The sequence below is a fragment of the Hymenobacter aranciens genome, assembly GCF_030580865.1.
GTDB lineage: Bacteria > Bacteroidota > Bacteroidia > Cytophagales > Hymenobacteraceae > Hymenobacter > Hymenobacter aranciens.
The window spans coordinates 17,581-42,882 of record NZ_JAUQSY010000020.1 but is presented as its reverse complement, the minus strand read 5'-3'; the positions used below and the strand labels follow the sequence as shown (position 1 = coordinate 42,882).

Here is a 25,302-nt window from a genome sequence, read left to right as displayed (position 1 = left end):
TGAACGCAGTGAAGCATCCTCTCGCGCTTGAACGATTGGGTTACTGCCTCGTTCCGGCGTGAGAGGATGCTTCACTGCGTTCAGCATGACAGGTGTTTTGTCAGATTCCTGTTATTACTTAATCAGATAAGTAGAAATCGAGTGCGGCAGGCTCTCCGTTTTGGCGCCTTGGCCTTTCACCCACAGCTGCAGGTCCTGCTTCTGGTTGCTGTTGTTCATCACCACCACGGCCACGCTGCCGTCGGGGTTCACGAAAGCGGTGGTTTGCAGGTGGTCGCGGTTCGAGCTGCTGCTGACGCGCTTAGCGCCGGGGCGGATGAACTTCGAGAAGTGGCCGATGTAGTAGTAGCTGTTGGTGTAGATGAGCTTGCCGGCCTTGATGTCGGCGTGCACGGGGGCGTAGCAGAAGTTGCCGACGTGGTTGGGGCCGCCGGTTTCGTCCAGCAGCACGTTCCAGTCGGTCCAGGCCACGGTGCCGGCGTTGAAGTCGTTAATCATCGAGTGGCCGTAGCGCTCGCCCAGGGCCCAGTCGTTCACCTTGGTGAGGTCGAATTTCTCGACGCAGCCCTCGGTGAAAATCAGGTTTTTGTCGGGATAGGCCTCGTGGGTGCGGCGCAGGTTGTCGAACAGCATCGTGCTGCCGGTCCAGGTTTCGTACCAGTGGTAGCCGATGCCCCACACGTACTTGGCGGCCTCGGGGTCGTCGAGCATCGTGCTGGCGCGCTGGTAGATAAGGTCGCGGTTGTGGTCCCAGGCAATGAGCTTCTTATCAGCCATCTTATTCTTGTGCAGCGTGGGGCCGAGGTAGCTTTTCACGAAGTCGCGCTCCTCCTCGCCGGTGTAAATGCACGACTCCCAGGTCTGGGTGGCCATCGGCTCGTTCTGCACCGACAGGCCCCAGATGGGGATGCCCATCTTCTCGTAGGTCTGAATGAATTTCACGTAATAATCGGCCCACACCTGGCGGAATTCCGGCTTCAGCTTGCCGCCTTTCAGCATGCTGTTGTTGGTTTTCATCCAGGCCGGCGGGCTCCAGGGGCTTACGTACATCGTCAGCTTGCCGCCCGCCGCCGCAATGGCCTGCTTGATGAACGGAATGCGAAACTGCTCGTCGTGCTTCACGCTGAACGACTGCAGCTTGGTGTCGTTGTCCTGCACGTAGGTGTAGCTGCCGCTCGAAAAGTCGGAGCTGTGAATGGTGGTGCGGCCCAGCGAGTAGCCGATGCCGTCGGTGGCACTGTAGTAGGCTTTCAGGAATTCCTGCTGCTTGTCCTTGGGCAGCTTGGCGAAGGTTTCGGCCGCCGCATCGGTCAGTGCCCCGCCGATGCCGGTGAGCGTCTGGAAGGTATGGCTGGGGTCGACGAATACGCAGACCTGGGTTTCGAGCGGCTGTTGGGTGGGAGTCAGCGTTAGCTCCGGGCCGGCGGCGATGCGCAAGTCGGTGTTGGCGGCAGTGGTGTACACGCGCACTTTTTTGCCGGCCGGTGAGTAGGGGACAATCTTATGCTGGGCCAGGGCCGGGGCGGTGCCCAGCGCCGACAGTAGCAGGAGGGGTAGGAATTTGTTAGCCATTGAGGGAGGAAAAGAGAGAAACAGTGGTGTAAAGTCAACGTGTTTGCTATGGGAGGGGCTACTTTTTGCCGGTCGTCAGGCCCGGCCACGCATCAGTGCGGAAGGGCGGCGCGGGCAGTCCTTCCTGGTTGTACAGATTCACAAACGGCATGTTGCCCCAGGCGTAGCGCACCGCTACCGGCGCGGCCACGGCCGCACTACGCAGCACCAACGTGTTGCCCTGCACCTCGCCCTGCGCCCACACAAACTTACGGTCGGCCCCGGCAATGGCGAAGCCTTTCAGGTGGGGGCCGCTGGCGTCTTTCAGTACCAGCCCGGTGCCTTGGTTTTTAAAGCTGACCCGCAGCGTGTTGCCCTTGATGACCAGCTTGTCAAACTCTGGCCCGCTGGCCACGGTTTTGGCTTCGCCATATGCCACGCGGCGGGCCTGCAAAGCCAGTCGGCGGCCCACTTCCTGCTTGTTGCGCGGGTGGATGTCGGTCGAGTCGCCCACATCGATGGCCGTGGCCATGCCGGTGGCGGGAAACTGCAGCGCCAGCTGCTGGGCCTCGCGCAACTCGGAAAAAGTCGATTCGACGGGTTGGTTGCTATCGGGCTGGTAGCCGGAAATCTGCACAAACAGAAACGGCAGCGTCGGCTGCTGCCCCGCCAATGGTGTTGCCGCTGATAGTAGCGCCGGTGGCGTTGCCGACCACCGCAATACCAAACACCGTGCTGCCCAGGCTGCCGGTGGTATGGTACACATTGTTGTTGGTAATGACGTGGCTCCTGCCCCCGTGAGGCGAATGTAACGCAACGCGCCGGTGCGGCTGGCCGTTTGGTAGAGGTTGTTGCCGCTCACCGTCCAGCTCTGCCGCCGGCGCCGGTGTCGCTCATGTACACGCCGCCCGCCGTGAAATCATACACGTTGCAGCTTTGCACGGTGTTGCCGCTGTTGGTAGCGGTGGTGCTGGCGGCGCCCGACGTAAACACGGCGTAGGCCGGCACAGCCGCGCCGGCTCCATGTATATCACAGTTTGATAGTGTATTATCGTCGTTGCTGCTCGTGGTGCCCGTGCTAAAGAACGCCGTGCCGCTACTGCCGTTAATGGTGGCGCTTTCCAGGTTGAGGTAGCGCAGGGCGTTGCTGGTGGCATCGGCTTGCAGCAGCACCGCCGCCCCGGTCGTGGCTGTGTTGCGAATGGTGATGTTGCGGGCGCTGGTGCTGCCGTTGTAGCCGTCGAAGCGGAGGTTGTCGGCGCCGTTCAGCACAATCAGGCCCGTCGTGGCCCCGGCCACGCTGCCCGAAATTACCGGCGTCACGCCCGTAGCCGGCACGAAGCTGATGGTGTTGGCGGCGCTGGCGCCCGTCACGGCTGGAATAGTCAGCGTCGCACTCAGCGTGTAGCCAGGCCCAGATTACCTCGACGGCGTAGTCGACGCCACCGAAATCGGGGCGGGCAAATACGCGTCGCTGGGCGCCTTCACGCCCACGCACATCCCCACGGCCGGGTTTGGCATGTTTGGTTTGCTGCATATGTACGGCGCCAACACCGGCCGCAAGCTCTGCGTGGCGCTGGCCGGCAACCCCGAGCCCAGCGGCAATAACTTTCAGATATACATGGACTTGCCGGGCCGAACGGGTGTGCCGGACGGTACCCCGCTGCCCGACATCACCGGCCCCGGCACCGTATTTGACCCCAACGACCCGGCCAAAAACTACGGCGGCACCAAGCTGGACATGGAGGTAGATGCCGCCTTCGCCATGCAGGGCTCGGGCGACGTGCAGGCCGCCGTCTTCAGCTCGGCTACCAGCGCCACGGCCAAGTCGCTGGGCGGCGGCGCCGCCATCCTCACCGACGGCACCGTAAACCCCTTTCCGGCCTCCGAAACCACCGGCGCCTACGCCCTCTTCGCGGGCACACAGGTGGCCTACATGGCTTCACCCACCAACATGGACGGCAACCCCGGCAGCCAAAACAGTGGTGGTGCGGGCTCGCTAGCCTTCGAAATGGATTTCGACAACGCCGCGATGGGCCTGCCCTCGGGCGCTTCCATCGTGCACCTGCTGGCGGCCTACGTGAGCGGCGACGGCTACTGGTCGTCGGACGTTATCCCGGAAGTTACTGGCAACGCCAACAACAATCTCGGCTTCCGTCCCGACTTCTCGGCCCTGGCCGGCACGCAGTCGGCCACACTCAACGTGGTGCTGGGCACCCGCCAGGCCGATGAGGCCGTGGTGGCCATGAGCGTGTTCCCGAACCCGGCCCAGGGCTTGTCCACCATCAGCTACCGCGTGCTCGGCGGCGCCCAGCCGGTGGCGGTGGTAGTGTCTGATTTGGTGGGCCGCCAGGCCAAAACGCTGCTGAGCCAAACCCAGAGCGCCGGCATCCACGACCTGAAGGTGCAAACCGGCGACCTGGCCGCCGGCACTTACCTGGTGAAGGTGCAGGTGGGCGACAAAGTGGCGACCCGCAAGCTGGTGGTGGAATAGTTGGTTGAGTTGAAATGAGAAGCGGCCAGCGGCGGAGTGATTCGCGGCTGGCCGCTTTTAGCGTCTGCGCATTCGCCGCGACGGGCGCAGTACATTCGTGCTTTCCTACCGCCGTTCCCGCCGATGCTACTCCGAGAAGCCCAACTGGCCGACATTCCCCAACTGGCGGTTATTCGCTTCGCCGTCACCGAAAACGTACTTTCCAACCCCGGCCTCGTCACCGAAGCGGATTACGTAGAGTTTCTGACGCAACGGGGCAAAGGCTGGGTGGCCGTCATAGAAGGTCAGATTGTTGGCTTTGCCATTGTTGATTTGATGGGCAGCAACGTGTGGGCCTTGTTTATGCAGCCGGGCTACGACCGCCAGGGCATCGGCCGCGCCCTGCACGACACGATGCTGGATTGGTACTTTGCGCAAACCTATGAAACACTGTGGCTGGGCACCACGCCCGGCACCCGCGCCGAAGGCTTTTACCGGCACGCCGGGTGGCACAGCTCGGGTTTGCGGCCAAATGGAGAAGTGAAGTTTGAGATGACGGCCGATAAGTGGCGCGGCTTCTATAGAGTTGAAGAATAAATTGATTTCTGGTTGGAAATAATCTGCATGCGAACCCTCTTCGTTTCTTTGCTTGTGGCCCAAATCACTTTTGCGCAAGCCCAAACCATCCACTCGCCCAGCCACAAGCTGGCTCTGCGCTTCGCTCTCAACGCCGCGGGCGAGCCCACTTACCAGCTCAGCCACGGCAAGAAAACAGTGCTGACGCCCAGCCGCCTGGGTATTTTGTTGAAAGACCAGGCCGGCTTCGATAAAGGCTTTACCGTGGCCGGCATCGACAGCAGCCGGCACGACGACACCTGGGCGCCAGTGTGGGGCGAGGTGAAGCAGATTCGCAACCACTACCAGGAGCTGGCCGTGACCCTGCGGCAGGCCGGCGCGCAGAACCGCCGGCTGGTGCTGCGCTTCCGTTTGTTCGACGACGGCCTGGGCTTCCGCTACGAGTTTCCGGCGCAGAAAAGCCTGAACTACTTCACCGTGAGCGACGAGTTGACCGAGTTCAACCTACCCGCCGACCACACCGCTTTCTGGATTCCGGGCGACTACGACACCAACGAGTACGCCTATACCCGCTCGCGCCTGAGCGCCGTGGACAACCGCCCCGTAGTGGAAGCGGGCAAGAGCATTGCCGTGCGCGACGCGCCCGATGCCCAGGCCGTAGCCACCCCACTGATGCTCAAGGCCGACGACGGCCTGTACGTGAACATTCACGAGGCGGCGCAGGTGAACTACCCGGCCATGCAGCTGCACGTCGACCGCGCCACCCACCACCTGAAGGCCCAGCTGGTGCCCGATGCTGTGGGCACCAAGGCCTACCTGCAGGCCCCGGCCCACACGCCCTGGCGCACGCTGGTAGTGAGCGACAAAGCCACCGACATTATTGCCTCGAAGCTCATTCTCAACCTCAACGAGCCCAGCAAAATCGCGGACACCGGCTGGATTAAGCCCATGAAATTCGTGGGCGTGTGGTGGGAAATGCAAATCGGCACCGGCACCTGGAGCTACGCCGACCGCACCGACACGCTCGACGCTAAGGGCCAACTGATTCCGCACGGCCGCCATGCCGCTAATACGCAGAACGTGAAGCGCTACATCGACTTTGCGGCGAAGCATGGCATCCAGGGCGTGCTGGTGGAGGGCTGGAATACCGGCTGGGAAGACTGGTTTGGCAACTGGAAGGAGGAGGTGTTCGACTTCGTGACGCCGTACCCGGATTTCAACGTGACCAACATTCAGCAGTACGCCAAAAGCAAGGGCGTGAGCATGATAATGCACAACGAAACCTCCGGCTCGGTCACCAACTACGAGCGCCGCCTGGAGGCCGCCTACGATTTTATGAACAAGCACGACTACCCGGCCGTGAAGACCGGCTACGTGGGCCGCATCATCCCGCGCGGCGAGCACCACGACGGCCAGTGGATGAGCAACCACTACGTGCACGTGGCCCAAGTGGCTGCCAACCACCGCGTGATGGTGGATATGCACGAGCCCGTGCGCCCCACCGGCCTGCACCGCACCTACCCCAACTGGCTGGCCTGCGAAGCCGCCCGCGGCAACGAGTTCAACGCCTTCGACCCCGCCGGCAACCCGCCCGAGCACGAAACCATCCTGCCCTTCACCCGCCTCATGGGCGGCCCGATGGACTACACGCCCGGCATCTTCAAGCTCAAAAACCACGTGCCCGGCCACCCCGAGCGCCAGATGCACACCACCTTAACGAAGCAGCTGGCGCTGTACGTGACCTTGTACTCGCCCCTGCAGATGGCCGCCGACCTGCCCGAAAACTACGAGCCGCACCTCGACGCCTTTCAGTTTATCAAGGATGTGCCGGTGGACTGGGACGATACCCGCGTGCTGCTGGCCGAGCCCGGCGACTACCTCGCCATTGCCCGCCAGGCCAAGGGCAAGGACGAGTGGTATCTCGGCGCCATCACCGACGAACAAGCGCGTAATCAGGAAGTAAAGCTCGATTTTCTGAAGCTTGGCCAGCAGTACGAAGCCACCATTTACGCCGACGGCAAGGGCGCTTCGTGGGATAAAAACCCTGAGGCGTACCAGATTCGGAAGCAGAAAGTGAGCAGCAAAACCACCCTGAAGCTGCAGCTGGCCGCCGGCGGCGGCACGGCCATTAGCATCAAGCCGTTGCGCTAAGCTCAACCGTTGGAGTGGCCGAAACGGCAGGTTTCCTAAATTTTTGGGAAACCTGCCGTTTTTTATTTATCAGTCAGCTAATTACATAGGCGCATTAGGGCGGCGGTTGGTCTGAAAATTGGCAACGCAGTTGCTTCTTTTCCGGTACGCAAGTAGTAGTTTAGGTAGCAAAACTGCGAGTTTTCCAATAATGCCGCTGAATTGCTGCTAGTTGTCAGGTTGACAAAGGCATTGACTTACGGGCTTTCTACTTCTCACCCCTCTGGTTATATGGCGCCATGGATACGCATCTACCTTCCGACCCCATATCCTGGGCTGCCCAGTTGGCCGCCGAACGGGAGCGCCGCCAACAGGCCGAAGCGGCGCTGGCGGCGGCCGAAGCCCGTATAGCCGCCCTGGAGCAGCAGCGCGACAATGTCGCAAACGCCCTAATGCTGAACCAACAGGAGGCACAAAAGCTGTTCGAGCGCTGCCATTTCTACGAGACTGTGCTGGAGCAAATTCCCGTAGCGGTGGCTGTCGTCGATACCGAGTTTCGCTACCTGTATCTGAACCCGGCCGTGGAGCCGGACCTGGAAAAGCGGGTTTGGATGCTGGGCAAAACCAACGAGGAGGTATGTCTTTTTCACCAGCGGCCGCCAGCCGTGACGGCGCAGCGGCAGCGCGGCTTTGAGCAGGCCCGCGACGAAAAGCGGGAGGTGAGCTGGGAGGATGCGTTGCTTGATGGCCGGGCACCGCGCTACGTGTTGCGGCATCTGAAGCCAATTTATGAGGAGGATGGCGAACTGCGGTTTATGATTGGCACGGGCATCGACATTACCGACCGTAAGCTGGTGGAAGCCAAAGTGGCACAGCAACAGGAGTTTTACGAGTCCATCTTGAACTTCCTGCCCGTCGATGTGGCCGTATTCGATAGCCAGCACCGCTACGTGTTCGTCAACCCCTCGGCCATTGCCGACCCGGTGATGCGCCGGAATATCATCGGTATGACCGATGCGGAGTACCTGGCGTTTCGGCAGCGACCGGCGGCGCTGGCCGAGCAGCGCGAACATCGTTTTGGCCAGGCCATCCGCATGCGGCAGGACGTGACCTGGGAAGAAACCATGATGAGCGCTACGGGGCCCAAGCACATTCTGCGCACCATGCGGGCCGTATTCGGGGCCGACGACCAGCTGCAGCTGATGGTAGGCTCGGGTATCGACATCACGGCGCGCTACGAGGCCGAGCAGCAGCACCAGCTTAGTGAGGTGTTGCTGCGTGAGCAACAGGATTTTGTTCGGCTGATTGTGGATGCTTTGCCCAACGTTGTGTACGTGATAAACGCGCAGAATAAAGTGTCGTTTCACAATGCTGCTTTCGACAAGATAACGGCGCTGAGCACGCACATACACCCCGAGAAGCGCGACCGGGTGGTGCAGGAGCAGGTGGCCCAAATCAGAGCCTGGCGCCAACAGGTGGAGCAGACGGGCAAATCGGTGAGCGGCGAGCTACCCGTGACGCTGGCAAACGGCGAAGTGTGCCAGATGCAGATGCACATGCGCCCGCTGCGCCGCACCGATGGCTCAACGGATGTGCTGGCCGTCAGCACCGACATTACCGACCTGAAAAATGCCAAGCAGGAAGCCGAGGCCAATGCCCAGGCCAAAGAAGCCTTTCTGTCGCGCATGAGCCACGAAATTCGCACGCCCCTCAACGGTGTGCTGGGCATGATGGCGCTGCTGAAACGCACCACCCTCACCCCGCAGCAGCAGGAATACCTGGTGACTATGCAACAGGCTGGCCAACACCTGCTGGCGCTGGTAAATGACGTGCTGGACCTAGCCAAAATCACCACCCACCACCTGCAGCTCGACCTTGCCGCCTTCGACCTGAGCGTGCTGCTGCACGGCGCCAAGCAGACGGTGGCGCCGCTGGCCTCGCAGAAGGGCCTGCGGTTTGTAATTGAGCCGCTTATCCTGGAATCGGCCCGCGTGGTGGGCGATGCCTACCGCCTGCACCAGGTGCTGCTCAACCTGCTCAGCAACGCCATCAAATTCACCATGCGCGGGCAGGTGCGGCTGGGTATCACGCCGCTGCGCGAAACGCCGCAGGCGCTAACTCTGCGTTTCTGGGTGGAAGACAGTGGGGTAGGTATTGCACCCGAAGAGCATACGCACATTTTCGACGCCTTCGCCCAGGCCAATGCCGAAACCAGCCGGCGCTCCGGCGGCACGGGCCTGGGGCTGGCCATCAGCGAGCAGCTGGTGCATCACATGGGTGGCACGCTGCTGCTGTGCAGCACGTTGGGCGAAGGCACCACGTTTTCCTTCGTGCTCACGCTGCCCCGGGCCCCCGAAGAGCTGGCCGAGCAGCCTGTCGTCACTTTCGAAAACAATTTCGAAGGACTACGCGGCCTGCGGGTACTGTTGGCCGAAGATAACCTCGTGAATCAGTGGATTGCCATTGTGCTGCTCGAACACTGGGGCGTGGAGGTGTATGCCGTGGCCAACGGTACCGAGGCGCTGCATCAACTCCAGGAAAACGAGTACGATGCGGCCTTGCTCGACATTCACATGCCCGGCCTCAATGGGGTGGAGGTGACGATGGCGATTCGCCAGAATCCGGACCCCGGGCGGGCTGTTATCCCCATCATTGCTCTCACGGCCAACGCTTTTGCGGCCGACCAGGAAAAATACCTGGCCGCCGGGATGAACGGCTGCGTCACGAAGCCTTTCCAGGAAGCTGATTTGTGCCGGATGCTGCTGGAGCTGACGCGGGGTAGCAAAGAACCGCAGTAGCGCGGAAACAGCGTTTCGCGCTACACATTCTACGCCGCCGGCACCTGGTGCGGAAACAGCAGCAGGAAGCTATTCTCGCGGAAATACCGGTCGAGGTAATACGGCAGGCGCGCCAGTTGCCGCAGGTAGGAAACGTGGCCCGGCCGCGAGGAAACAATCAGAAACAGGTCGTTTGCGCGCACTTCCTTGCTGAAAATCAGGAAATCATCCCAGTTTTCGAAGGTGCTGTACTGCACGTTGTTCAGGGCCGTGTCGGTGACATTGGCTTCGCGTAGCGCTTGCAGCGTAGCCGGGGCGGCATACAGTGCCAGCGGCAGCCCGGCCTCCTTGGCAATGGTGCGTAGCGTGCCCAGCCAGTGCCCGAACCCAACCTCCTGCTCGGCCAGCGGCGGCACCACGGCCACAATGCGCGTGAGGGTATTGAGCGGCTGGCGCGGCTGGTACACAAACAGCTCTTCGATGGTGCTTTCGAGGACTTTGGCGGCCACGGGGCCCAGCAGGTTGTCGGCGTCGGCATCGCGGTGCAGGCCTAGCAGGGTGCTGGTGATTTTCTGTTCCTTGATGCTGTAAATGATGCCGTTGCTGCGGCTGGCGTCGTAGCGCAGCAGGGGCAGGAGGGTGTTTTCGGTGGCGGCGGCGTGCATCTGGGCCTGGTCCATCATCTTTTTGCCGGCGGCCTCCTGGGCGTCGGCCTCGTCGTCGCTCACGATGTGCAGGGCGTACACCGGCACCGTGCTTTTGCGCGGGCGCAGCAGCAGGCCGAAGTCCACGAGGTCCACCACGGTGTCGGGGTAGGCCATGGTAATGAGGATTTTCTCGCCGCTGTCGTCGGTGCCGGGGGTGGCGCTTTCCTCCTGCAGGGCCAGGGCGCGAGCCGCCCGCTCCACCTGGAACGAGCTGATGGCGCAGCTTATCAGAATGAGCAGAATGGTACCGTTGAGCACGTCTTCGTCGAGCAGGCGGATGGGGTCGCCGTTCGGCGTTTCCCCCACGATGATGTTGTAGCCCACCAGGATAATGGCCAGCGTGGCGGCCGCGTGCGAGCTGCTGAGGCCGAAAATCAGGTCGCCCTCGGTGGGCGTCATCCGGAAGACTTTCTGGGTGAATTTGGCCGCGATGTACTTCGTGGCAATGGCGATGACGACGATGACGCCGGCCACTTTCAGCGCCCCGGTGCCCTTCACCAGCACGCTCACATCGACCAGCATACCCACACCGATGAGGAAAAACGGAATGAAAAACGCATTGCCGACAAAGTCGATGCGGTTCATGAGCGGGGAGGAGTGGGGCACGAACTGATTGAGCACCAGCCCCGCGAAGAAGGCCCCGATAATGGCCTCGATGCCCGCCGCCTCGGCCAGGAAGGCCGCTAGGAAGACCATCGCCAGCACGAAAATGTACTGCGAAACGCTGTCGGTAAAGCGTTTGAAAAACCAGCGGATAACCGGCGGAAACCCAAAAAACACGAGGCCCACGAACACCAGCGACGAGCCCCCCAGCCGCACCCAGAAGGCGGCATCGGCGGTGCCCTTGGTCATGCCCGAAATGGCGGCCAGGATGAGCAGCGCCAGGATGTCGGTAATCATGGTGCCGCCGATGGTGAGCGTCACGGCGCGGTTGCGGGTGATGCCGTAGCGGCTGGCAATGGGGTACGACACCAGCGTGTGCGTGGAGAACATGCTGGCCAGCAGTACCGACGACATCATGCTATACCCCAGCACATAGTGGCTGGCCACGACGCCGCAGCTCAGCGGCAGCACGAACGTCACGAGCCCGAAAACCAGAATCTTGCCGCTGTTCTTGCGGAACTCGCTCAGGTCGATTTCCAGCCCCGCCAGAAACATGATGTACAGCAGCCCCACCGTGCCGAACAGCACGATGCTGCTGTCGCGCTGCAGCAGGTTCAGGCCGTAGGGGCCCACCAGCGTGCCCGCCAGGATGAGCCCGATGATGTGCGGCACCTTGATGCGCTGCAGCAGAATGGGCGCAAACAGGATGATAAACAAAACCAGCGAGAAGATAATGACCGGGTTTTTCAGCGGCAGCGAAAACTCCAGCGCATTGAGTAGCAAAGTCGATAGCATCGGCGCAGGGTTAGCGGATGGAAATGGTGGCCTTGACGGGCTCCTTGGTCAGCTCCAGGGCATACACGATGCGGCAGTTGTCGGGCGCGGGCTTGCTGATTTCGCGGCGGCCTTCGAGGCGGCGCTCGCCGCTGGCCTGCAGCAGCACGGTGAAACTGGCGTCGGGCAGGGTTTCGTTGGGGATGTGCTGGGCGGTCATTTTCAGCTCGCTGCCCTCCAGGGTGCCGGTGTACACGCGGATGATTTTCTTGTTGGCCGTAGCTGTGGCCCGCACCGTATTCTGCTCCACCGCAAACTCCCATTGCTCATTCTTGCTGTCGCCGATGGCCGAGCCGGGGCAGTCGGTTTCGATGCAGCTCATGCGGGTGGCCCAGGTGCCGGGCAGGGTGCGCAGCAGGGCCGTATCGGCGGGCTGCACCTGCTGCAGGGTGTCGGCGGGCGGGGTTTGTTCCTTTTGAAGCAGGCTTTGTTCGCGCACAGCTAAGGCGTTTTCGCGGCGGGCAATTTCCTGCTCGCGGCGGGTGATTTCGGCTTCGCGCTTTTGCAGTTGCTGCTCGTGGGCTTCATCTTTACAACTGGCCAGAACTAACAGGAAGAGAAGGAGAAGGGCGGGTTTTTTCATGCGGCAACGGGGGATTGGGCGGCAACGGCGCGGCACAGGCTACTGCCAAAGCTTACGGCTGAGGTAGGGGAGGGTTGGTAAATCAACCTCCGGGTGGCGCCCGCCGGCCGCCGCGCGAAGCAGTTGGCGTAGCCCGGTTTTAAGCATTCTGCCGCCTTACTTTGTTGCTGCAAACCGGCCGTTTTACTTCCTTTCCCGATGCTTTCTGAACCCAGCTACCTGGCGGCCCGCATGGTCGCGCCCACCATTGCCGAACACCTGCGCCAGCACCGGCTGTCGGCGGAAGAGCTGGGGTTTGAGCATCTGGCCGAACTGCCGTCGGTGGCGCTGGTGGAGGCTATTATCGACGCTACGTTCTGGGCCAGCCTGCGCAAGGAGGAGGGGCGGCCGCCGCGCATCACCCTGGCCCTGCTGCCGCCCGGGCAGGCGGGGCAGGCGCTGGTATTCGGCCACCGGCGGCGGCTCACGCCGCAACACCTCATCAAGCTGGCCCCGGCGGTGGAGCAGCCGGGTATTCACCTGGGCGTGTGGTACGAGGCGGAGGAGCTCTACGTGTGGGGCACGGCCACGGGGCTGCCGCCCCTGTGCTTCGTGGTGGAGGTGGTGGAGCCCGGCGTGCTGGTGGCCAAGCACCGCCGGGCCGACGGCTTCGGGAAGTTCGTGAACGTGGCCGTGATGCGCGGCGACCAGATAAAGGTGGTGGACGAAACCAACGCCGGCCTGGCCGACTGCCCGGCCCTGCTGGCCTCGCTGCCCAGCCTGCCCCTGCCCACCGCCACCAATGCCGCCGACAACGTGCTCGTGGAGCTGGCCGCCGCCATGCGCGCCCACGGCCGCGGCGGCTTGCTGCTGGTGGTGCCGCCGCACACCGAGCAGTGGCAAGAGTCCATCGTGCAGCCCCTCAACTATCCCGTGCTGCCGCCCTACACCGGCATCGCCCGGCTGCTGCGGCAGCCCGCGCTGCTGCGCAGCGCCACCTGGCAGCCGGCTTTGCAGCAGGCTATTGGCACGGTGGGCGGATTCACGGCCGTGGATGGCGCCACCGTTATCACGCAGCAGTACGAGGTGCTGGCCTTCGGCGCCAAGGTGACGCGGGCGGCCCACAGCACGCCCGTGGAGCAGATGATACTAACCGAGCCCGTGGTGGATAGCCGCATGCAAACCCTGCACCCGGCCCAGAACGGCGGCACCCGCCACCTGGCCGCCGCCCAGTTCGTCTTCGACCAGCGCGATGCCGTGGCCATGGTGGCCTCGCAGGATGGGTATTTTACCGTTTTTGCCTGGTCGGTGGCCCTGGAAACGGTACACGCGCACCGCATCGATGTGTTATTGATGTGAGGAGGATGTTAAGCTGCGCGGCAGTTTGGCCTGCCCCAGCACCTGCGCCGCATAAATGCCCCGCTGCCCCGAAAACATATAAGCCACCACGCAGCACAAGCCCAGGTAAATACCCGCCCCGCTGCCAAACAGCTCCAGCCCCAGCAGCGTGCAGGCCAGCGGCGTATTGGCCGCGCCCGCAAACACGCCCACGAAGCCCATGCCCGCCAGCAGCGCCACCGGCAGCGGCAGCACCAGGGCCAGCGCCGAGCCCAGCGCCGCCCCAATGAAAAACAGCGGCGTCACCTCGCCGCCTTTGAAGCCCGCGCCCAGCGTGAGGGCCGTCAGCAGCAGCTTCAGCGCAAAATCCTGGGGCGGCAGCGGGTGCTGGAAGGCCTCCACGATGACCGGCACGCCCAGGCCGGCATAGCGCATGGTGCCCAGCGCCCCCATGCTGCCGGCCACCAACACTCCGCCCAGCACCGGCCGCAGCGGCGCGTACTTGATGCGCCCAAACCAGCGCCCCACCGCGTGCGTGAGCCCGGCAAAGCTGCGCGCCGTGAGGCCGCACAGTGCCCCCAGCAGCAGCGTGCCGCCCAGCGCCAAGGGCGTAAGCGGCAGCGCCGCCAGCATAGGGTAGGCGGTGTGGCCTACGCCCCAGGCGCGGGTCACGTAGTCGGCCAGCACGGCGGCCAGAAAGCTGGGCAGCACCGCCTCGTAGCGGATGGTGCCCAGCAGCCACACTTCCAGCCCAAACACGGCCCCGGCCAGCGGCGTGCCGAACACCGCCGCGAAGCCCGCACTCATGCCCGCAATGAGCAGCAGGCGCCGCTCGGCCGGCGGCAGCCAGCGGCTGAGCTGGTCGGCCAGGGCGCCGCCCATCTGCACGGCCGTGCCCTCGCGCCCGGCCGAGCCGCCCACGAGGTGGGTGAGCAGGGTGCCGCCCAGCACCAGCGGCACCATGCGCAGCGGAATAACCCCGCTGGGACGGTGAATTTCCTCCAGAATCAGGTTGTTGCCTTTCGCCACGCGGTCGCCGAAATGGTGGTAGGCCAGGCCGATGAGCAGGCCCGCCGCCGGCAGCAGCGCCAGCACCCAGGGGTGGGCCTCGCGCCAGCGGGTCGCCCAGTCCAGCGCTACCAGAAAGCCCGCCGAGGCGGTGCCGGCCAGGGCGCCCACCAGGCTGGCCAGCACCAGCCAGCGCAACAGGAACTGCGTGGCTGCCACCGGGCTGAATGCTCGCAAACGCACTGCTTGTCGGCGGAAAGAATAGGAGGGACGACGCATAGCGGGCGAACGGGCAGGATGAAACAAGCGGCCCCGCCAACCAGGCCGGGCCGAAGCGCAGGAATCATCAGCGTGACGTGCGGGCCGTCAGCGGTTCGGGGCGGAAATCCATCGCCGTAAGTGAAATGCGAAGATACAGGCTGGCCGCAGTTGCGGAAGCAATGCCTTAAAATTTAGCACCTGCTAATCGGCATGGGTTTTATTATGGAATTCCTGCTAAAATCTTGACCTTTTTCTTCAAACACTAGCGGGCTTACACTATCTTTGGGCCTTCACTTTAGCTTCATTTTCATGAAACAACTCTTTACTCCCGCGCTGCGGCCATCCGGCCGTATGGTTTTCCCCGTGTGGCGGTATCCGTTGGCCTGGCTGTTGGTTTTACTGCTATCGATTGGGTTGGTGCAAAGCACACAGGCCCAGACGTCCATCACCAGCTTTGCGCCTACGGGCGGGCCGGTGGGCAGCACCGTTATTATCACGGGCGGCCCGTTTATCAACCCGGTTTACGTTACCATTGGGGGCGTGAGCGTCACGAGTGGCAATTTTAACTCGACGCAAATAACGGCTATTGTCCCGGCGGGGGCCGTTACCGGCCCTATTGGGGTGACCTCGAACGGCGGAACGGCTACCAGCGTCACCAACTTCGTGGTGACGACTGCCGGCCAGTACCTCATGAACAACGACCCGGTGACAGCCTGCTCGGGTACGCTCTACGACTCGGGCGGACCGACGGACCCCTACTACAACAATGAAACCTACATCAAGACGCTGACGCCCTCAACGGCGGGCGCCAAAATGCGGTTGACGTTCAGTAGCTTCGAGCTGGAAAATGGCTTCGACAACCTAGTGATTTACGACGGGCCGAGCACGGCTTCGACGCCCATCGGCACTTATACCAGCACGAATAGCCCCGGCACCGTAACGGCGACCAACGCTACCGGCCAGCTCACGGTGGTATTTACCTCCGACGTGTCGCAGACGCCCTCGGGCTTCGCGGCGGCCATTTCCTGCGTGACGACCAACACCTTCCTGATGAACAACACGCCCGTGACGACCTGCTCGGGCACGTTCTACGACTCGGGCGGCGCGGCTGGAACTTACTTGAGCAATGAAAACTATACCAAGGTGTTTTCGCCGGCTACGGCCGGGGCCAAGGTGCGCCTGGCTTTTACAAGCTTCGAGCTTGAGCAGAACTGGGACAGGCTGTCTATCTACGACGGCCCCAGCGCTGCCTCAACGCTAATCGGCACGTACACGGGCACTGTCAGCCCCGGTACCGTAACGGCGACCAATGCTACCGGGCAGCTCACGGTCGTCTTTATTTCCGATGTGAATACGGAATATAATGGCTGGGCAGCTACGGTTTCCTGCACCGCCCCGGCTACGTTCAGCGTGACCAGCCGCAGCCCGGTGGCCAACGTGGTGAATGCCCCGCTGGCCTCGAACATTGCGGTGACGTTCAGCGCCACACCGGCTTTGCTGGCCTCCAATAACATCCGGGTGTTTGGTAACCTGGGGAAAGGGCAGCGGACCATGGGCCTGTCCACGATAAGCGGCACCACGGCCACGCTGCCGCTGACCTCGCCGGTATTCCTGCCCGGCGAAACGGTGAGCGTGACCGTGCCCAGCACGGTGCAGAGCACCACGGGTGCCGTGGCAGTTCCTTACACTTACCAGTTTACCACGGCCACGACGGCTTCGTCGGGGCGCTTTGGGGCACCGGTGGCCTACACGTCCGGCACCAACCCCGGCGACATGGTGATGGGCGACATCACCGGCGACAACCGGCCTGATATTGTGGTGGCCAACACCACCGACAACACCGTGTCGGTGTTTCCCGGCTCCAGCACCGGGGCCTTCGGCACGCGGGTGGACTACGCGGCCGGCAGCGGCCCGTTGGGCATCGTGCTGGGCGACATGAACGGCGACAGCCGCCTCGACGTGGTGGTGGCTAACAGCACGACCAACTCGGTGAGCGTGCTGCTGAATACGGGCGCCGGCCTGGGTGTTCCTACCCAATACCCGGCCTCCAATGTGCCTGGCCTGGTGACCGTGGGCGACATGAACAGCGACGGTCGCCTCGACATTGTGGTGAGCAACGCGGGCAACGCTACGGCGGGCTTCGGCAACACCGTTTCGGTGTACCTCAACCTGAGCAACGGCATCTTCGGTACCCCCACCGACTACGTTACCGGCACCAATCCTAACGGCGTGGCCGTGGGCGACGTGAACAACGACGGCAGGCTCGATATCGTGACCAGCAACCTGAATGATAACAGCGTGAGCGTGCTGCTGGGCACCGGCGCCGGCAACTTCGCCGCCAGAGTGGACTACGCCACAGCCCTGACGCCCTTCTACGTGGCCCTGGGCGACCTCAACGCCGATGGCCGCCTCGACATCGTGACCGGCAACAACTCGGTGAACGGCGTGAGCGTGCTGCTGAGCGCCGCCGCCACCGGCAGCGGCTACCTGGCCCGCACCGACTACAACACCGGTGCCACCCCGCAGGACGTGGACCTGGCCGACGTGAACGGCGACGGCCGCTTCGATATCATCACCGCCAACCAGGGCACCAACAATGCCTCGGTGCTGCTGGCTACCGGCGCCGGCACCTTCGGCACCCGCACCGACTTTGCCACCGGCCTGGGCACGGCGAGCACGGCCCTGGCCGATGTGAACGGCGACGGCCGCCTCGACCTGGCCGCCATGAACTCGGGCGCTAACACTGTGAGCGTGCTATTGGGCATACTGGCACCCACCATCGCCAGCTTCACGCCGGCCAGTGGCGCGGTGGGCACCACCGTGACCGTGACCGGTGCCAATCTCACCGGCGCTACGGCCCTCACGCTGAACGGCGTGACGGTGAATGGCTTCACCGTGAACGGCACCGGCACCAGCATCACCTTCACCGTGCCCAACGGTGCCTCGACCGGCCTGATTGCCGTGACGACGCCCGGCGGCACCGCTACCAGCGCTACCAACTTCACCGTGACGGTGGCCGCGCAGCTGGTCGTGACGCAGGGCGGCTTCCCGTACCCCAGCAACGGCACGGCTTACAACTTTGGTAACCAGACAGTGGGCTCGACTTCGGCCGCCGCTACTTTCATCCTGGCCAACCCCGGCTCGGGAGCGCTGACGCTGACCGGCGTGACCACCACCGGCAACTTCGCCGTGAGCGGCCCGGCCCCGACGACGGTGCCGGCCGGCGGCACGGCTTCGGTAAACGTCACCTTCAGCCCCACCACTGTGGGCGCCCAAACGGGTACCCTGCGCCTGACCTCGGCGCTGGGCACCTACGTGGTGAACCTGAGCGGCAACGGCTTGTACGCCGTGCCCACCATCGGCGGCATCTCGCCGGCCACGGGCCCGGTGGGCACGGTGGTGACGGTGACCGGCACGGGCTTCGTGAGCGGCGGTACTACGGTGACCATTAACGGCGTGACCATCGCGGGCGTGACGGTGGGCGCGGGCGGCACGACGCTGACCTTCACCGTGCCGGCCGGCGCCACCAGCGGGCCGGTAGTGGTGAGCACCCAGGGCGGCACCATCACGGGCACCACGCCCTACTGCGTGCAGTACACCCCCACCACGGCGACGACGCCCGCCAGCCGCTGCGGCGCGGGCAGCCTGACGCTGACGGCCAGCGGCGCCCCTGCGGGCGGCACCTACGCCTGGTACACCCAGGCCACCGGCGGCACGGCCATTGCCGGCGCCACGGCGGCCACCTACACTACGCCCAGCCTCTCGGTTACCACTCCTTATTATGTAGCCATCAGCACGGGCAGCGGCAACGCGGCCTGTCAGGGCCCGCGCACCCTCGTGTCGGCCGTCATCAACGCCGTTCCGGTGGTGACCATCAGCACGACTACCTCGACCACCTTCTGCCAGGGCGGCAGCGTGGTGCTCACGGCCAGCGGCGCCGCTACCTACCAGTGGAGCAACGGCTCGACGGCCCCGAGCATCACCGTGACCACCGGCGGCAGCTACGCCGTGACGGGCACCAGCGCCGCCGGCTGCTCGGCCACTTCGGCCGCCACCGTGGTAACCGTGACGCCCCTGCCCAGCGCCCCCATCACCACGCCGGCCAGCCGCTGCGGTACGGGCAGCGTGACCCTGACGGCCAGCGGCGCCCCCGCCGGCGGCACCTACGCCTGGTACACCCAGCCAACGGGGGGGACGCCCGTTGTTGTGACCCTTGCCACCAACTATACCACGCCCAGCCTGACGGCCACCACGCCGTACTTCGTGAGCGCCCTCACCAGCGGCGGCTGCGAAGGCCCCCGCTCGGAAGTAGTTGCTACCATCAACGCAGTGCCCCTGGTAGAAATTGACGCCAGCGGCCCCGTGGATTTCTGCCAGGGCGGCAGCGTGGTGCTGACGGCCAACGGCGCCAACTCCTACGTGTGGAGCACCGGCGCTACTACCCGCACCATCACCGTAACCACCAGCGGCAGTTACACCGTCACCGGTGCCAGCACCGCCGGCTGCCCGGCCACCTCGACGGCCACTACCGTGACCGTGAACCCCCTGCCCAGCGCCCCCACCACAACCCCTGCCGCCAACTGCGGCCCCGGCAACGTGGTGCTGAATGCCAGCGGCACGCTCACCGGCGGCAGCTACGCCTGGTACACCCAGGCCACCGGCGGCACGGCCATCGGCGGCGCCACGGCGGCCAGCTACACCACCCCCAGCCTCGCGGCCACCACCACGTACTACGTGAGCACGGTGTCGGCCAGCGGCTGCCAGAGCCCGCGCACGGCCGTGGTAGCCACCATCAACGCCGTGCCCACAGTGAGCATTGCCGCCGCCGGCCCCACGACCTTCTGCTCGGGGGGCTCGGTAACCCTGACGGCCAGCGGCGTCGCTACCTACCAGTGGAGCACCGGCGCCACCACGGCCAGCATCACCGTGAGCACCAGCGGCAGCTACTCTGTGACGGGCACCAGCGCCGCCGGTTGCCCGGCCACCTCGGCCGCCACCACCGTGACGGTGAACCCGACGCCCGCCGCCCCCGCCACCACCGGCGCGGCCAGCTGCGCCGCCGGTAGCCTCACCCTCTCGGCCAGCGGCGCCCCCACCGGCACCACCTACGCCTGGTACCCCACGGCCACGGGCGGCACGGCCATTGCCGGCGTCAGCGGCGGCAGCTACACCACCCCCGTGCTCAACGCCACCACCACCTACTACGTGAGCGTGGTGGGCACCGGCGGCTGCGAAAGCCCCCGCACGGCCGTGGTAGCCACCATCAGCGCCCTGCCGGTGGTGACGGTGACGACCACGAGCCCCACCAGCTTCTGCCAGGGCGGCAGCGTGGTCCTCACGGCCACCGGCGCCAACTTCTACACCTGGAGCACCGGGGCCACCACGGCCAGCATCACCGTGAGCACCAGCGGCACCTACACCGTGACCGGCACCGTAGCCGCCGGCTGCGTGGCCGCCCCGGTAGCCACCACCGTCACGGTGAACCCGCTGCCCGCTGCCCCCAGCGTCGCTACGCCCACCGCTAACTGCGGCCCCGGCAGCCTCACCCTCACGGCCAGCGGCACGCCCACGGGCGGCACTTACATGTGGTACACCCAGGCCATCGGCGGCACGCCCATCAACGGCGCGGCGGCGGCCACCTACACCACTCCCGTGCTCAACGCCACCACCACGTACTACGTGAGCGCCGCATCGGCCAGTGGCTGCGAGGGCCCGCGCACGGCCGTGGTGGCCACCATCAATGCCGTGCCCACGGTGAGCATTGCCGCCGCCGGCGCCACGAGCTTCTGCCAGGGTGGCAGCGTGGTGCTCACGGCCAGCGGCGCCGACACCTACCTCTGGAGCAACGGCGCCACCACGGCCAGCATCACCGCCACGGCCGGCGGCAGCTACACCGTAGTGGGCACCACCGCGGCCGGCTGTTCGGCCACCTCGGCCGCCACGGCCGTCACCGTTGAGCCCCTGCCGGCCACCCCGGTTATCACCCAGAGCCCCGCTGGCACGCTCACCAGCAGCGCCGCTACCGGCAATCAGTGGTACTTCGGCCCGACGGCCATCCCCGGCGCCACCGGCCCGACCTACGTGGTGACCTCGGCCGCCAGCAACGGCAGCTACACGGTCGTCACCACCTCGGCCACGGGCTGCGCTTCGGCTGCCTCGGCCGCCGTCACGGTTACCATCACGGCCACGGCTTCGGCCGCCCTCACGGCCGCCGTGCTGGTGTATCCCAACCCCGCGCACAGCACCTGCACCGTGCAGGTGCCGGCCATCGCCGGGGCCAGCAAGGTCGAGCTGACGCTGCTCAACGCCCTCGGCCAGACGGTACAGCAGCACTTGCTGGCCCTGCCGGCCAGCGGCGCCCGCACCGAGCTCGACCTGCACCACGTGGCCTCGGGCGTGTACCTGGTGCGCCTGCAGGCCGGCACCACCACGGTCTACAAGCGTCTGACGGTGGACTAAGTCCCGCGCTTAGGCGCTGACCACTCCGCAAGCCCCGTCGCCACAGTGTTGGCGGCGGGGCTTTTGTTTTTCGGGGCGAAGCTGAACAAATGCCCGCGCCCGCCGTTGGTGTTCCTGGCCCTTGCCCCGGGCTGCCTGCCGGTCTGTTCCTCTTGCCTCGCCACCCGCCCAATGCCTATGCCCGCCGCCCCCCTTCCCGGTAACGTTATCATTGTCATGGGCGTGTCGGGCAGCGGCAAAACTACGGTGGGCGAGCTGCTGGCCGCACGCCTGCACCTGCCGTTTCACGACGGCGACGATTTCCACCCCGCCGCCAACGTCAAAAAGATGGCCGCCGGCATCCCCCTCACCGATGCCGACCGCGCCGGCTGGCTCGCCACCCTGGCCGCCGCCGTGGCCGAGTGGCAACGGGCGGGCGGCGCCGTGCTCGCCTGCTCCGCCCTGCGCGAAGCCTACCGCGCCACCCTCCAAAGCCAGGCCGCCCGCCCCCTGCAGTGGGCCTTCCTCGACGGTCCCGACGCCGTGCTCGAAGCCCGCCTCACTGCCCGCAAGGGCCACTACATGAAGGCCCAGATGCTGGCCTCGCAGCTCAGCACCCTGGAGCGCCCTGCCTACGGCCTGCGCGTTCCCCTCGAGCTGCCCGCGGCCGCTGCCGTGGCCACCATCGTCGCCCACCTCGGCCAGCCGGTGATGGTAGCCTAAGCCCCATTCGCCCGCCAGCTCCCAGCAGCTGCCGACGAGCATTTGGCAACTGCCAACAAGCATTTGGCAATCGCCGGCCGCTACTTGGCGATTGCCAAATGCTTGCCGGCAATTGCCAAGTACCAGCCGGCAATCGCCAAGTCGTATTTGGCAATTGCTAAATGGTTGCCGGCAATTGCCAAACACTCGTCGGCAATTGCCTCGAAGCATTCGGCGATTGCCAAGTGCTTCCAGGCAATTGTCAAGCGTCAGTAGGCAGTTGCCAAATGCTTGCCGGCGATTGCCAAGTGCTTGCCGGCAATTGCCAAGTGTCAGTAGGCAATTGCCAAATACTCGTCGGCAATTGCCTGACGCTTCAGGAAGGCCGTCACAAGGCCGCTGCCAGTCGTAGCCACTGCTTTTCCGGCTGCTACCCCGGGGGCGGCATCCGCCGCCCGCCCGCCGCCCAAACAAAAAGCCCTGACCACGGAGGCCAGGGCTTTTGAGGAAATCGACGGAAGCGACCGCGCCTAGCGCAGCACCAGGCGGCCGGTGTACTGCACCGCGCCGGTGGTCACGCGCACGGCGTAGAGGCCCGCGGCCAGGCCGCGCAGGTCCACCAGCACGGCATCGGCGGCGCCGATGTTGGCCGGGCGCGCGCGCACCACGCGGCCCAGCGGGTCGAGCACTTCCACGGTGGCGGCCAGCGTGCCAGCCACGGCCGGCAGGCGCAGGCGCACGCTTTCGGTGGCGGGGTTGGGGTAAATCTCCAGGCCCTTGCGCAGCACCGAGGGCGTGCGGGTGCCCGTCACCACGCAGGCAATGCTGGTGTAGGAGCCGAAGCCGGTGTAGATATCCACGCCGCCGCTGGTCCAGGTGATGCTGCCGTTGGGGCCGTTCCAGTTGCCGCCCATCTCGGTGGCGGGCAGGCGCACCAGCGTGTTGTTGAGGGTCGAGCCGCCGCCGGCGGTGGTCCACTCCGTGGGCGACTGCCCCACTACCCCGATGATGTCGAGCGTGTCGGTGCCATCGAAAAGCACGATGGCGTCGTTGCCGTTGAAGAACGTCACGTTGCTGGTGATGTTGCTGGCCGCAATCAAGCCGGCATCGGTCGAGCCGCTGTTGGTAACGACGTAGGTGGCGCCGGGAGCCAGCGTGCCCGTCAGGGCCAGCGTGTTGGTGGGCGTCGTAGCGCCGTTGGCAAACAGCTCAATGCGCTTGCCCGTCAGGTCGATGGTCACCTGGCTGGGGTTGAAGAACTCCAGCGCTTTGTTATTGCCGGCCGAGGCCTCGGCATACTGCGTGAAAAACAGACGCGAGCAGGGCGTGCCCGTGGGGTTGGCGTCGTCGTTGGTGATGTTCAGCGTGTAAGTGCTGGGCGTGCCCAGCACCACGCCAGCGGCCGACGGAGCACCCAGGTGCAGCACCACAGTCTCGGTGGGCTCGGGGTTGGTGTCGCCCACCACGGTCACCGTGATGGCCTGCGTAAGTGCCGCGGCGCTGGCAAAGGTCAGCAGCGGTGTGTCGAGGGTGTAGTCGGCCGGGGAGGTGGCGGTCGAGGTGGCGTCCACCGTCACGGGCAGCGTGAGCGGGAAGGTGATGCCGGAGGCATTGCTCAGGGTCACGTTCACGGTGTGCGTGCTGGTGCCGCTGTTGCCTTCGGCAATGGCGCCCGTAGCGCTGGCAAAGGCCAGGGCCGGAGCCGCGCCGTCGTCGTTGGTGATGGTGAGCGTGTGGGTAGCTGGGCTGCCAATGCTGGCGCCGGTGCCGGGCGTGGTCAGATTCAGGATAACCGTCTCATCCAGCTCCGGCTGCGTGTCGCCGTTGATGGTGATGGTAGTAGTAGCCGAAGTCTGCCCGGCCGCAAAAGTCACCGTAGCAGGCGAGGTGAAGGTGAAATCCGAGCCATTGGTAGCCGTCGAGGCCGCCGCGTTCAGCGCCACCTGCACCGTGAGGGCAGCAGCCGGGGCCGGGGCCACGTTCAACGTCAGCGTGTAGGTGCGGGTGCCGCTGTTGCCCTCGGCAATGCTGCCCGTAGCGCCGGCGAAGGTGATAACCGGGCCGGTAGGGGTGAGGCCATAGGCCAGCGCCGCCAGCTCCGGGTACTCGATGAAGGGGTTATAGTTGCCCTGGCTGGCGGCCACGCGGCGGTTGCGCTCACGCTCGCGGGCATCCACCGGGTCGGCCAGGTGCCACTGGTACAAGGTGGCCAAATCGGCCAGCGAGGTGATGCTCTGGTGCCCGGTAGCGGCCAGCTGCGGCTGCCCTTCGTGCATGGTGTAGAAGTAGAAGGCCGTGCGGGCCACGTTGCCCTTGTGGTCCTCCCGGGGCTCAAACTGCGAGCGGGTGGCCTCGCTATACTCGTCGATGTTGGTAGTGGGAATGGTGGTCTGGCTGGTGGTGTTGCGCATCCAGGTCGTCCCATTAGCATCCGGAATCTCGAAGAAAGGGTTGTTGCCCCGGTTCGAGTTCCACTGAATATACGTGGGATAGAGGTGGTGCATATCCGACACCATGCGGGGGACTTCACTGAACCACGACTGCGGAATCGTGTGCTCGCAGTTGATGTTGGCCGCCGAGCTGGTGCTGGAGCTGTTGAAATTCAGCGGCACCGGCGTGTTATAGCCCGAGTACACGCAGGTCACCGAGTTGTTGTAGTTGTCGGCGTAGTTATACATCTTGGCCCGCGCCTGGCCGTAGCTCAGCACGTTGCGCTTGCCATCATACCAGTTGGTGCGCAGCCAGTCGCGCAGGGCCTGGCCTTGCAAAGCGGCCGGCGGAAAGGCTGGCACGGGTGGAAACGTCTGGGCCGCCGCCGGCAACAGCGGCAGGCTCAGTAGCAGCGCAAAGAAGAGTTTTTTCATAAAGTTGACAGGGAGGGAAACAACAAAGGTACGGAAGCCGACGGAGAGGTAAGATGAAGGAGTGAGGAAACGGCCCTGGCGCCCGGCCGCGTTCCCGCGCAAACCGCGCCACCGCCCAAAACAATTCCCCGGTGCCGACCTTTGTTCCCATCCATCTTTTATCATTCCATTACCCCAACCATCATGGCCGACATCACCCCCGCCGAACTCCAGCAGCGCCAGCAAGCCGGCGAAACCCCCACCATCATCGACGTGCGCGAAACCTGGGAGCACGAAGAGCGCGCTATTCCCGGCAGCCAGAACATCCCCCTGGGTACCCTCCCCGACAAGCTCGATGACCTTGAAGAGCTCAAAGACCAGGAAATCATCGTGCACTGCAAAGGCGGCGGCCGCTCGGCCCAGGCCAAGGCTTTCCTGACCAGCCAAGGCTTCACCAACGTGCGCAACCTGCTGGGCGGCATCACAGCGTATTAGGTCA

General features: G+C 64.6%; 17 protein-coding genes and 1 riboswitch. Of the genes, 8 read left to right on the top strand and 9 right to left on the bottom strand.

The genetic code is table 11. The annotated features are described in order from the left end of the window. Positions 1-114: 114 nt before the first annotated feature. The 4 genes from Q5H93_RS22195 to Q5H93_RS22180 form a co-directional block, all read right to left on the bottom strand. Positions 115-1,572 carry a glycoside hydrolase family 30 protein gene (locus Q5H93_RS22195; protein WP_305008904.1) on the bottom strand — a complete coding sequence of 486 codons (1,458 nt, stop codon included), beginning with the start codon at positions 1,570-1,572 and terminating at the stop codon, positions 115-117. A 58-nt stretch (positions 1,573-1,630) separates the two neighbouring features. After that, positions 1,631-2,188, bottom strand: a complete 558-nt coding sequence (locus tag Q5H93_RS22190; RefSeq protein WP_305008902.1) for a hypothetical protein — start codon at positions 2,186-2,188, stop codon at positions 1,631-1,633. Next, on the bottom strand, positions 2,160-2,315 hold the full coding sequence (locus Q5H93_RS22185) for a hypothetical protein (RefSeq protein WP_305008901.1): 156 nt from the start codon (positions 2,313-2,315) through the stop codon (positions 2,160-2,162). The genes Q5H93_RS22190 and Q5H93_RS22185 overlap by 29 nt, the downstream gene beginning before the upstream one ends. A gap of 94 nt (positions 2,316-2,409) precedes the next feature. After that, a complete protein-coding gene (locus tag Q5H93_RS22180; RefSeq protein ID WP_305008900.1) occupies positions 2,410-2,925 on the bottom strand; it encodes a hypothetical protein in 516 nt (171 codons plus the stop codon). Between the two features lie 145 nt (positions 2,926-3,070). Here Q5H93_RS22180 and Q5H93_RS22175 point away from each other — a divergent pair, with 145 nt between their 5' ends. From Q5H93_RS22175 to Q5H93_RS22160, 4 genes are all read left to right on the top strand, one after another. Next, positions 3,071-4,045 (top strand): T9SS type A sorting domain-containing protein, encoded by a 975-nt coding sequence (locus Q5H93_RS22175; protein WP_305008899.1) that lies wholly within the window; start codon positions 3,071-3,073, stop codon positions 4,043-4,045. A gap of 123 nt (positions 4,046-4,168) precedes the next feature. Beyond that, positions 4,169-4,621 carry a GNAT family N-acetyltransferase gene (locus tag Q5H93_RS22170; RefSeq protein WP_305008898.1) on the top strand — a complete coding sequence of 151 codons (453 nt, stop codon included), beginning with the start codon at positions 4,169-4,171 and terminating at the stop codon, positions 4,619-4,621. A gap of 27 nt (positions 4,622-4,648) precedes the next feature. After that, positions 4,649-6,751: a glycoside hydrolase family 97 protein gene (locus tag Q5H93_RS22165; protein ID WP_305008897.1), complete on the top strand. Its 2,103-nt coding sequence runs from the start codon at positions 4,649-4,651 to the stop codon at positions 6,749-6,751. A gap of 278 nt (positions 6,752-7,029) precedes the next feature. Further along, on the top strand, positions 7,030-9,528 hold the full coding sequence (locus tag Q5H93_RS22160; protein ID WP_305008896.1) for a PAS domain-containing protein: 2,499 nt from the start codon (positions 7,030-7,032) through the stop codon (positions 9,526-9,528). A 29-nt stretch (positions 9,529-9,557) separates the two neighbouring features. Here Q5H93_RS22160 and Q5H93_RS22155 read toward each other — a convergent pair whose 3' ends face one another. Beyond that, complete coding sequence (locus Q5H93_RS22155) at positions 9,558-11,612, bottom strand: cation:proton antiporter (RefSeq protein ID WP_305008895.1); 2,055 nt, start codon at positions 11,610-11,612, stop codon at positions 9,558-9,560. A 10-nt stretch (positions 11,613-11,622) separates the two neighbouring features. Continuing rightward, positions 11,623-12,234: a hypothetical protein gene (locus Q5H93_RS22150; protein WP_305008894.1), complete on the bottom strand. Its 612-nt coding sequence runs from the start codon at positions 12,232-12,234 to the stop codon at positions 11,623-11,625. A 198-nt stretch (positions 12,235-12,432) separates the two neighbouring features. Here Q5H93_RS22150 and Q5H93_RS22145 point away from each other — a divergent pair, with 198 nt between their 5' ends. Continuing rightward, positions 12,433-13,572: a putative sensor domain DACNV-containing protein gene (locus tag Q5H93_RS22145; RefSeq protein ID WP_305008893.1), complete on the top strand. Its 1,140-nt coding sequence runs from the start codon at positions 12,433-12,435 to the stop codon at positions 13,570-13,572. On the opposite strand, the gene Q5H93_RS22140 is transcribed toward Q5H93_RS22145, so the two are convergent. Next, positions 13,561-14,838 (bottom strand): chloride channel protein, encoded by a 1,278-nt coding sequence (locus Q5H93_RS22140; RefSeq protein WP_305008892.1) that lies wholly within the window; start codon positions 14,836-14,838, stop codon positions 13,561-13,563. The genes Q5H93_RS22145 and Q5H93_RS22140 overlap by 12 nt on opposite strands. A 51-nt stretch (positions 14,839-14,889) precedes the next feature. Next, a riboswitch (Fluoride riboswitch) is annotated at positions 14,890-14,963 on the bottom strand. Between the two features lie 166 nt (positions 14,964-15,129). Between Q5H93_RS22140 and Q5H93_RS22135 the strand changes: the two genes are divergently transcribed. Both Q5H93_RS22135 and Q5H93_RS22130 read left to right on the top strand, forming a co-directional pair. After that, positions 15,130-21,279: an Ig-like domain-containing protein gene (locus Q5H93_RS22135; protein ID WP_305008891.1), complete on the top strand. Its 6,150-nt coding sequence runs from the start codon at positions 15,130-15,132 to the stop codon at positions 21,277-21,279. A 177-nt stretch (positions 21,280-21,456) separates the two neighbouring features. Then, positions 21,457-21,981 carry a gluconokinase gene (locus tag Q5H93_RS22130; RefSeq protein ID WP_305008890.1) on the top strand — a complete coding sequence of 175 codons (525 nt, stop codon included), beginning with the start codon at positions 21,457-21,459 and terminating at the stop codon, positions 21,979-21,981. 80 nt (positions 21,982-22,061) lie between these two features. On the opposite strand, the gene Q5H93_RS22125 is transcribed toward Q5H93_RS22130, so the two are convergent. Continuing rightward, entirely contained in the window at positions 22,062-22,205 is a 144-nt protein-coding gene (locus tag Q5H93_RS22125) for a hypothetical protein (RefSeq protein ID WP_305008889.1), read from the bottom strand. A 285-nt stretch (positions 22,206-22,490) separates the two neighbouring features. Further along, positions 22,491-24,824, bottom strand: coding sequence for an endonuclease (locus Q5H93_RS22120; RefSeq protein WP_305008888.1), 2,334 nt, complete (start codon positions 24,822-24,824; stop codon positions 22,491-22,493). Between the two features lie 183 nt (positions 24,825-25,007). Here Q5H93_RS22120 and Q5H93_RS22115 point away from each other — a divergent pair, with 183 nt between their 5' ends. After that, positions 25,008-25,298, top strand: a complete 291-nt coding sequence (locus Q5H93_RS22115) for a rhodanese-like domain-containing protein (protein ID WP_305008887.1) — start codon at positions 25,008-25,010, stop codon at positions 25,296-25,298. Positions 25,299-25,302 lie beyond the last annotated feature (4 nt).

Excerpts from the sequence above, each read along its gene's own strand:
- Q5H93_RS22160 (WP_305008896.1), top strand. The coding sequence starts at position 7,030 with ATGGATACGCATCTACCTTCCGACCCCATATCCTGGGCTGCCCAGTTG.
- Q5H93_RS22155 (WP_305008895.1), bottom strand. The coding sequence starts at position 11,612 with ATGCTATCGACTTTGCTACTCAATGCGCTGGAGTTTTCGCTGCCGCTG.
- Q5H93_RS22175 (WP_305008899.1), top strand. The coding sequence starts at position 3,071 with ATGTTTGGTTTGCTGCATATGTACGGCGCCAACACCGGCCGCAAGCTC.
- Q5H93_RS22165 (WP_305008897.1), top strand. The coding sequence starts at position 4,649 with ATGCGAACCCTCTTCGTTTCTTTGCTTGTGGCCCAAATCACTTTTGCG.
- Q5H93_RS22150 (WP_305008894.1), bottom strand. The coding sequence starts at position 12,234 with ATGAAAAAACCCGCCCTTCTCCTTCTCTTCCTGTTAGTTCTGGCCAGT.
- Q5H93_RS22170 (WP_305008898.1), top strand. The coding sequence starts at position 4,169 with ATGCTACTCCGAGAAGCCCAACTGGCCGACATTCCCCAACTGGCGGTT.
- Q5H93_RS22135 (WP_305008891.1), top strand. The coding sequence starts at position 15,130 with ATGAAACAACTCTTTACTCCCGCGCTGCGGCCATCCGGCCGTATGGTT.
- Q5H93_RS22130 (WP_305008890.1), top strand. The coding sequence starts at position 21,457 with ATGCCCGCCGCCCCCCTTCCCGGTAACGTTATCATTGTCATGGGCGTG.
- Q5H93_RS22120 (WP_305008888.1), bottom strand. The coding sequence starts at position 24,824 with ATGAAAAAACTCTTCTTTGCGCTGCTACTGAGCCTGCCGCTGTTGCCG.
- Q5H93_RS22140 (WP_305008892.1), bottom strand. The coding sequence starts at position 14,838 with ATGCGTCGTCCCTCCTATTCTTTCCGCCGACAAGCAGTGCGTTTGCGA.
- Q5H93_RS22195 (WP_305008904.1), bottom strand. The coding sequence starts at position 1,572 with ATGGCTAACAAATTCCTACCCCTCCTGCTACTGTCGGCGCTGGGCACC.
- Q5H93_RS22115 (WP_305008887.1), top strand. The coding sequence starts at position 25,008 with ATGGCCGACATCACCCCCGCCGAACTCCAGCAGCGCCAGCAAGCCGGC.
- Q5H93_RS22145 (WP_305008893.1), top strand. The coding sequence starts at position 12,433 with ATGCTTTCTGAACCCAGCTACCTGGCGGCCCGCATGGTCGCGCCCACC.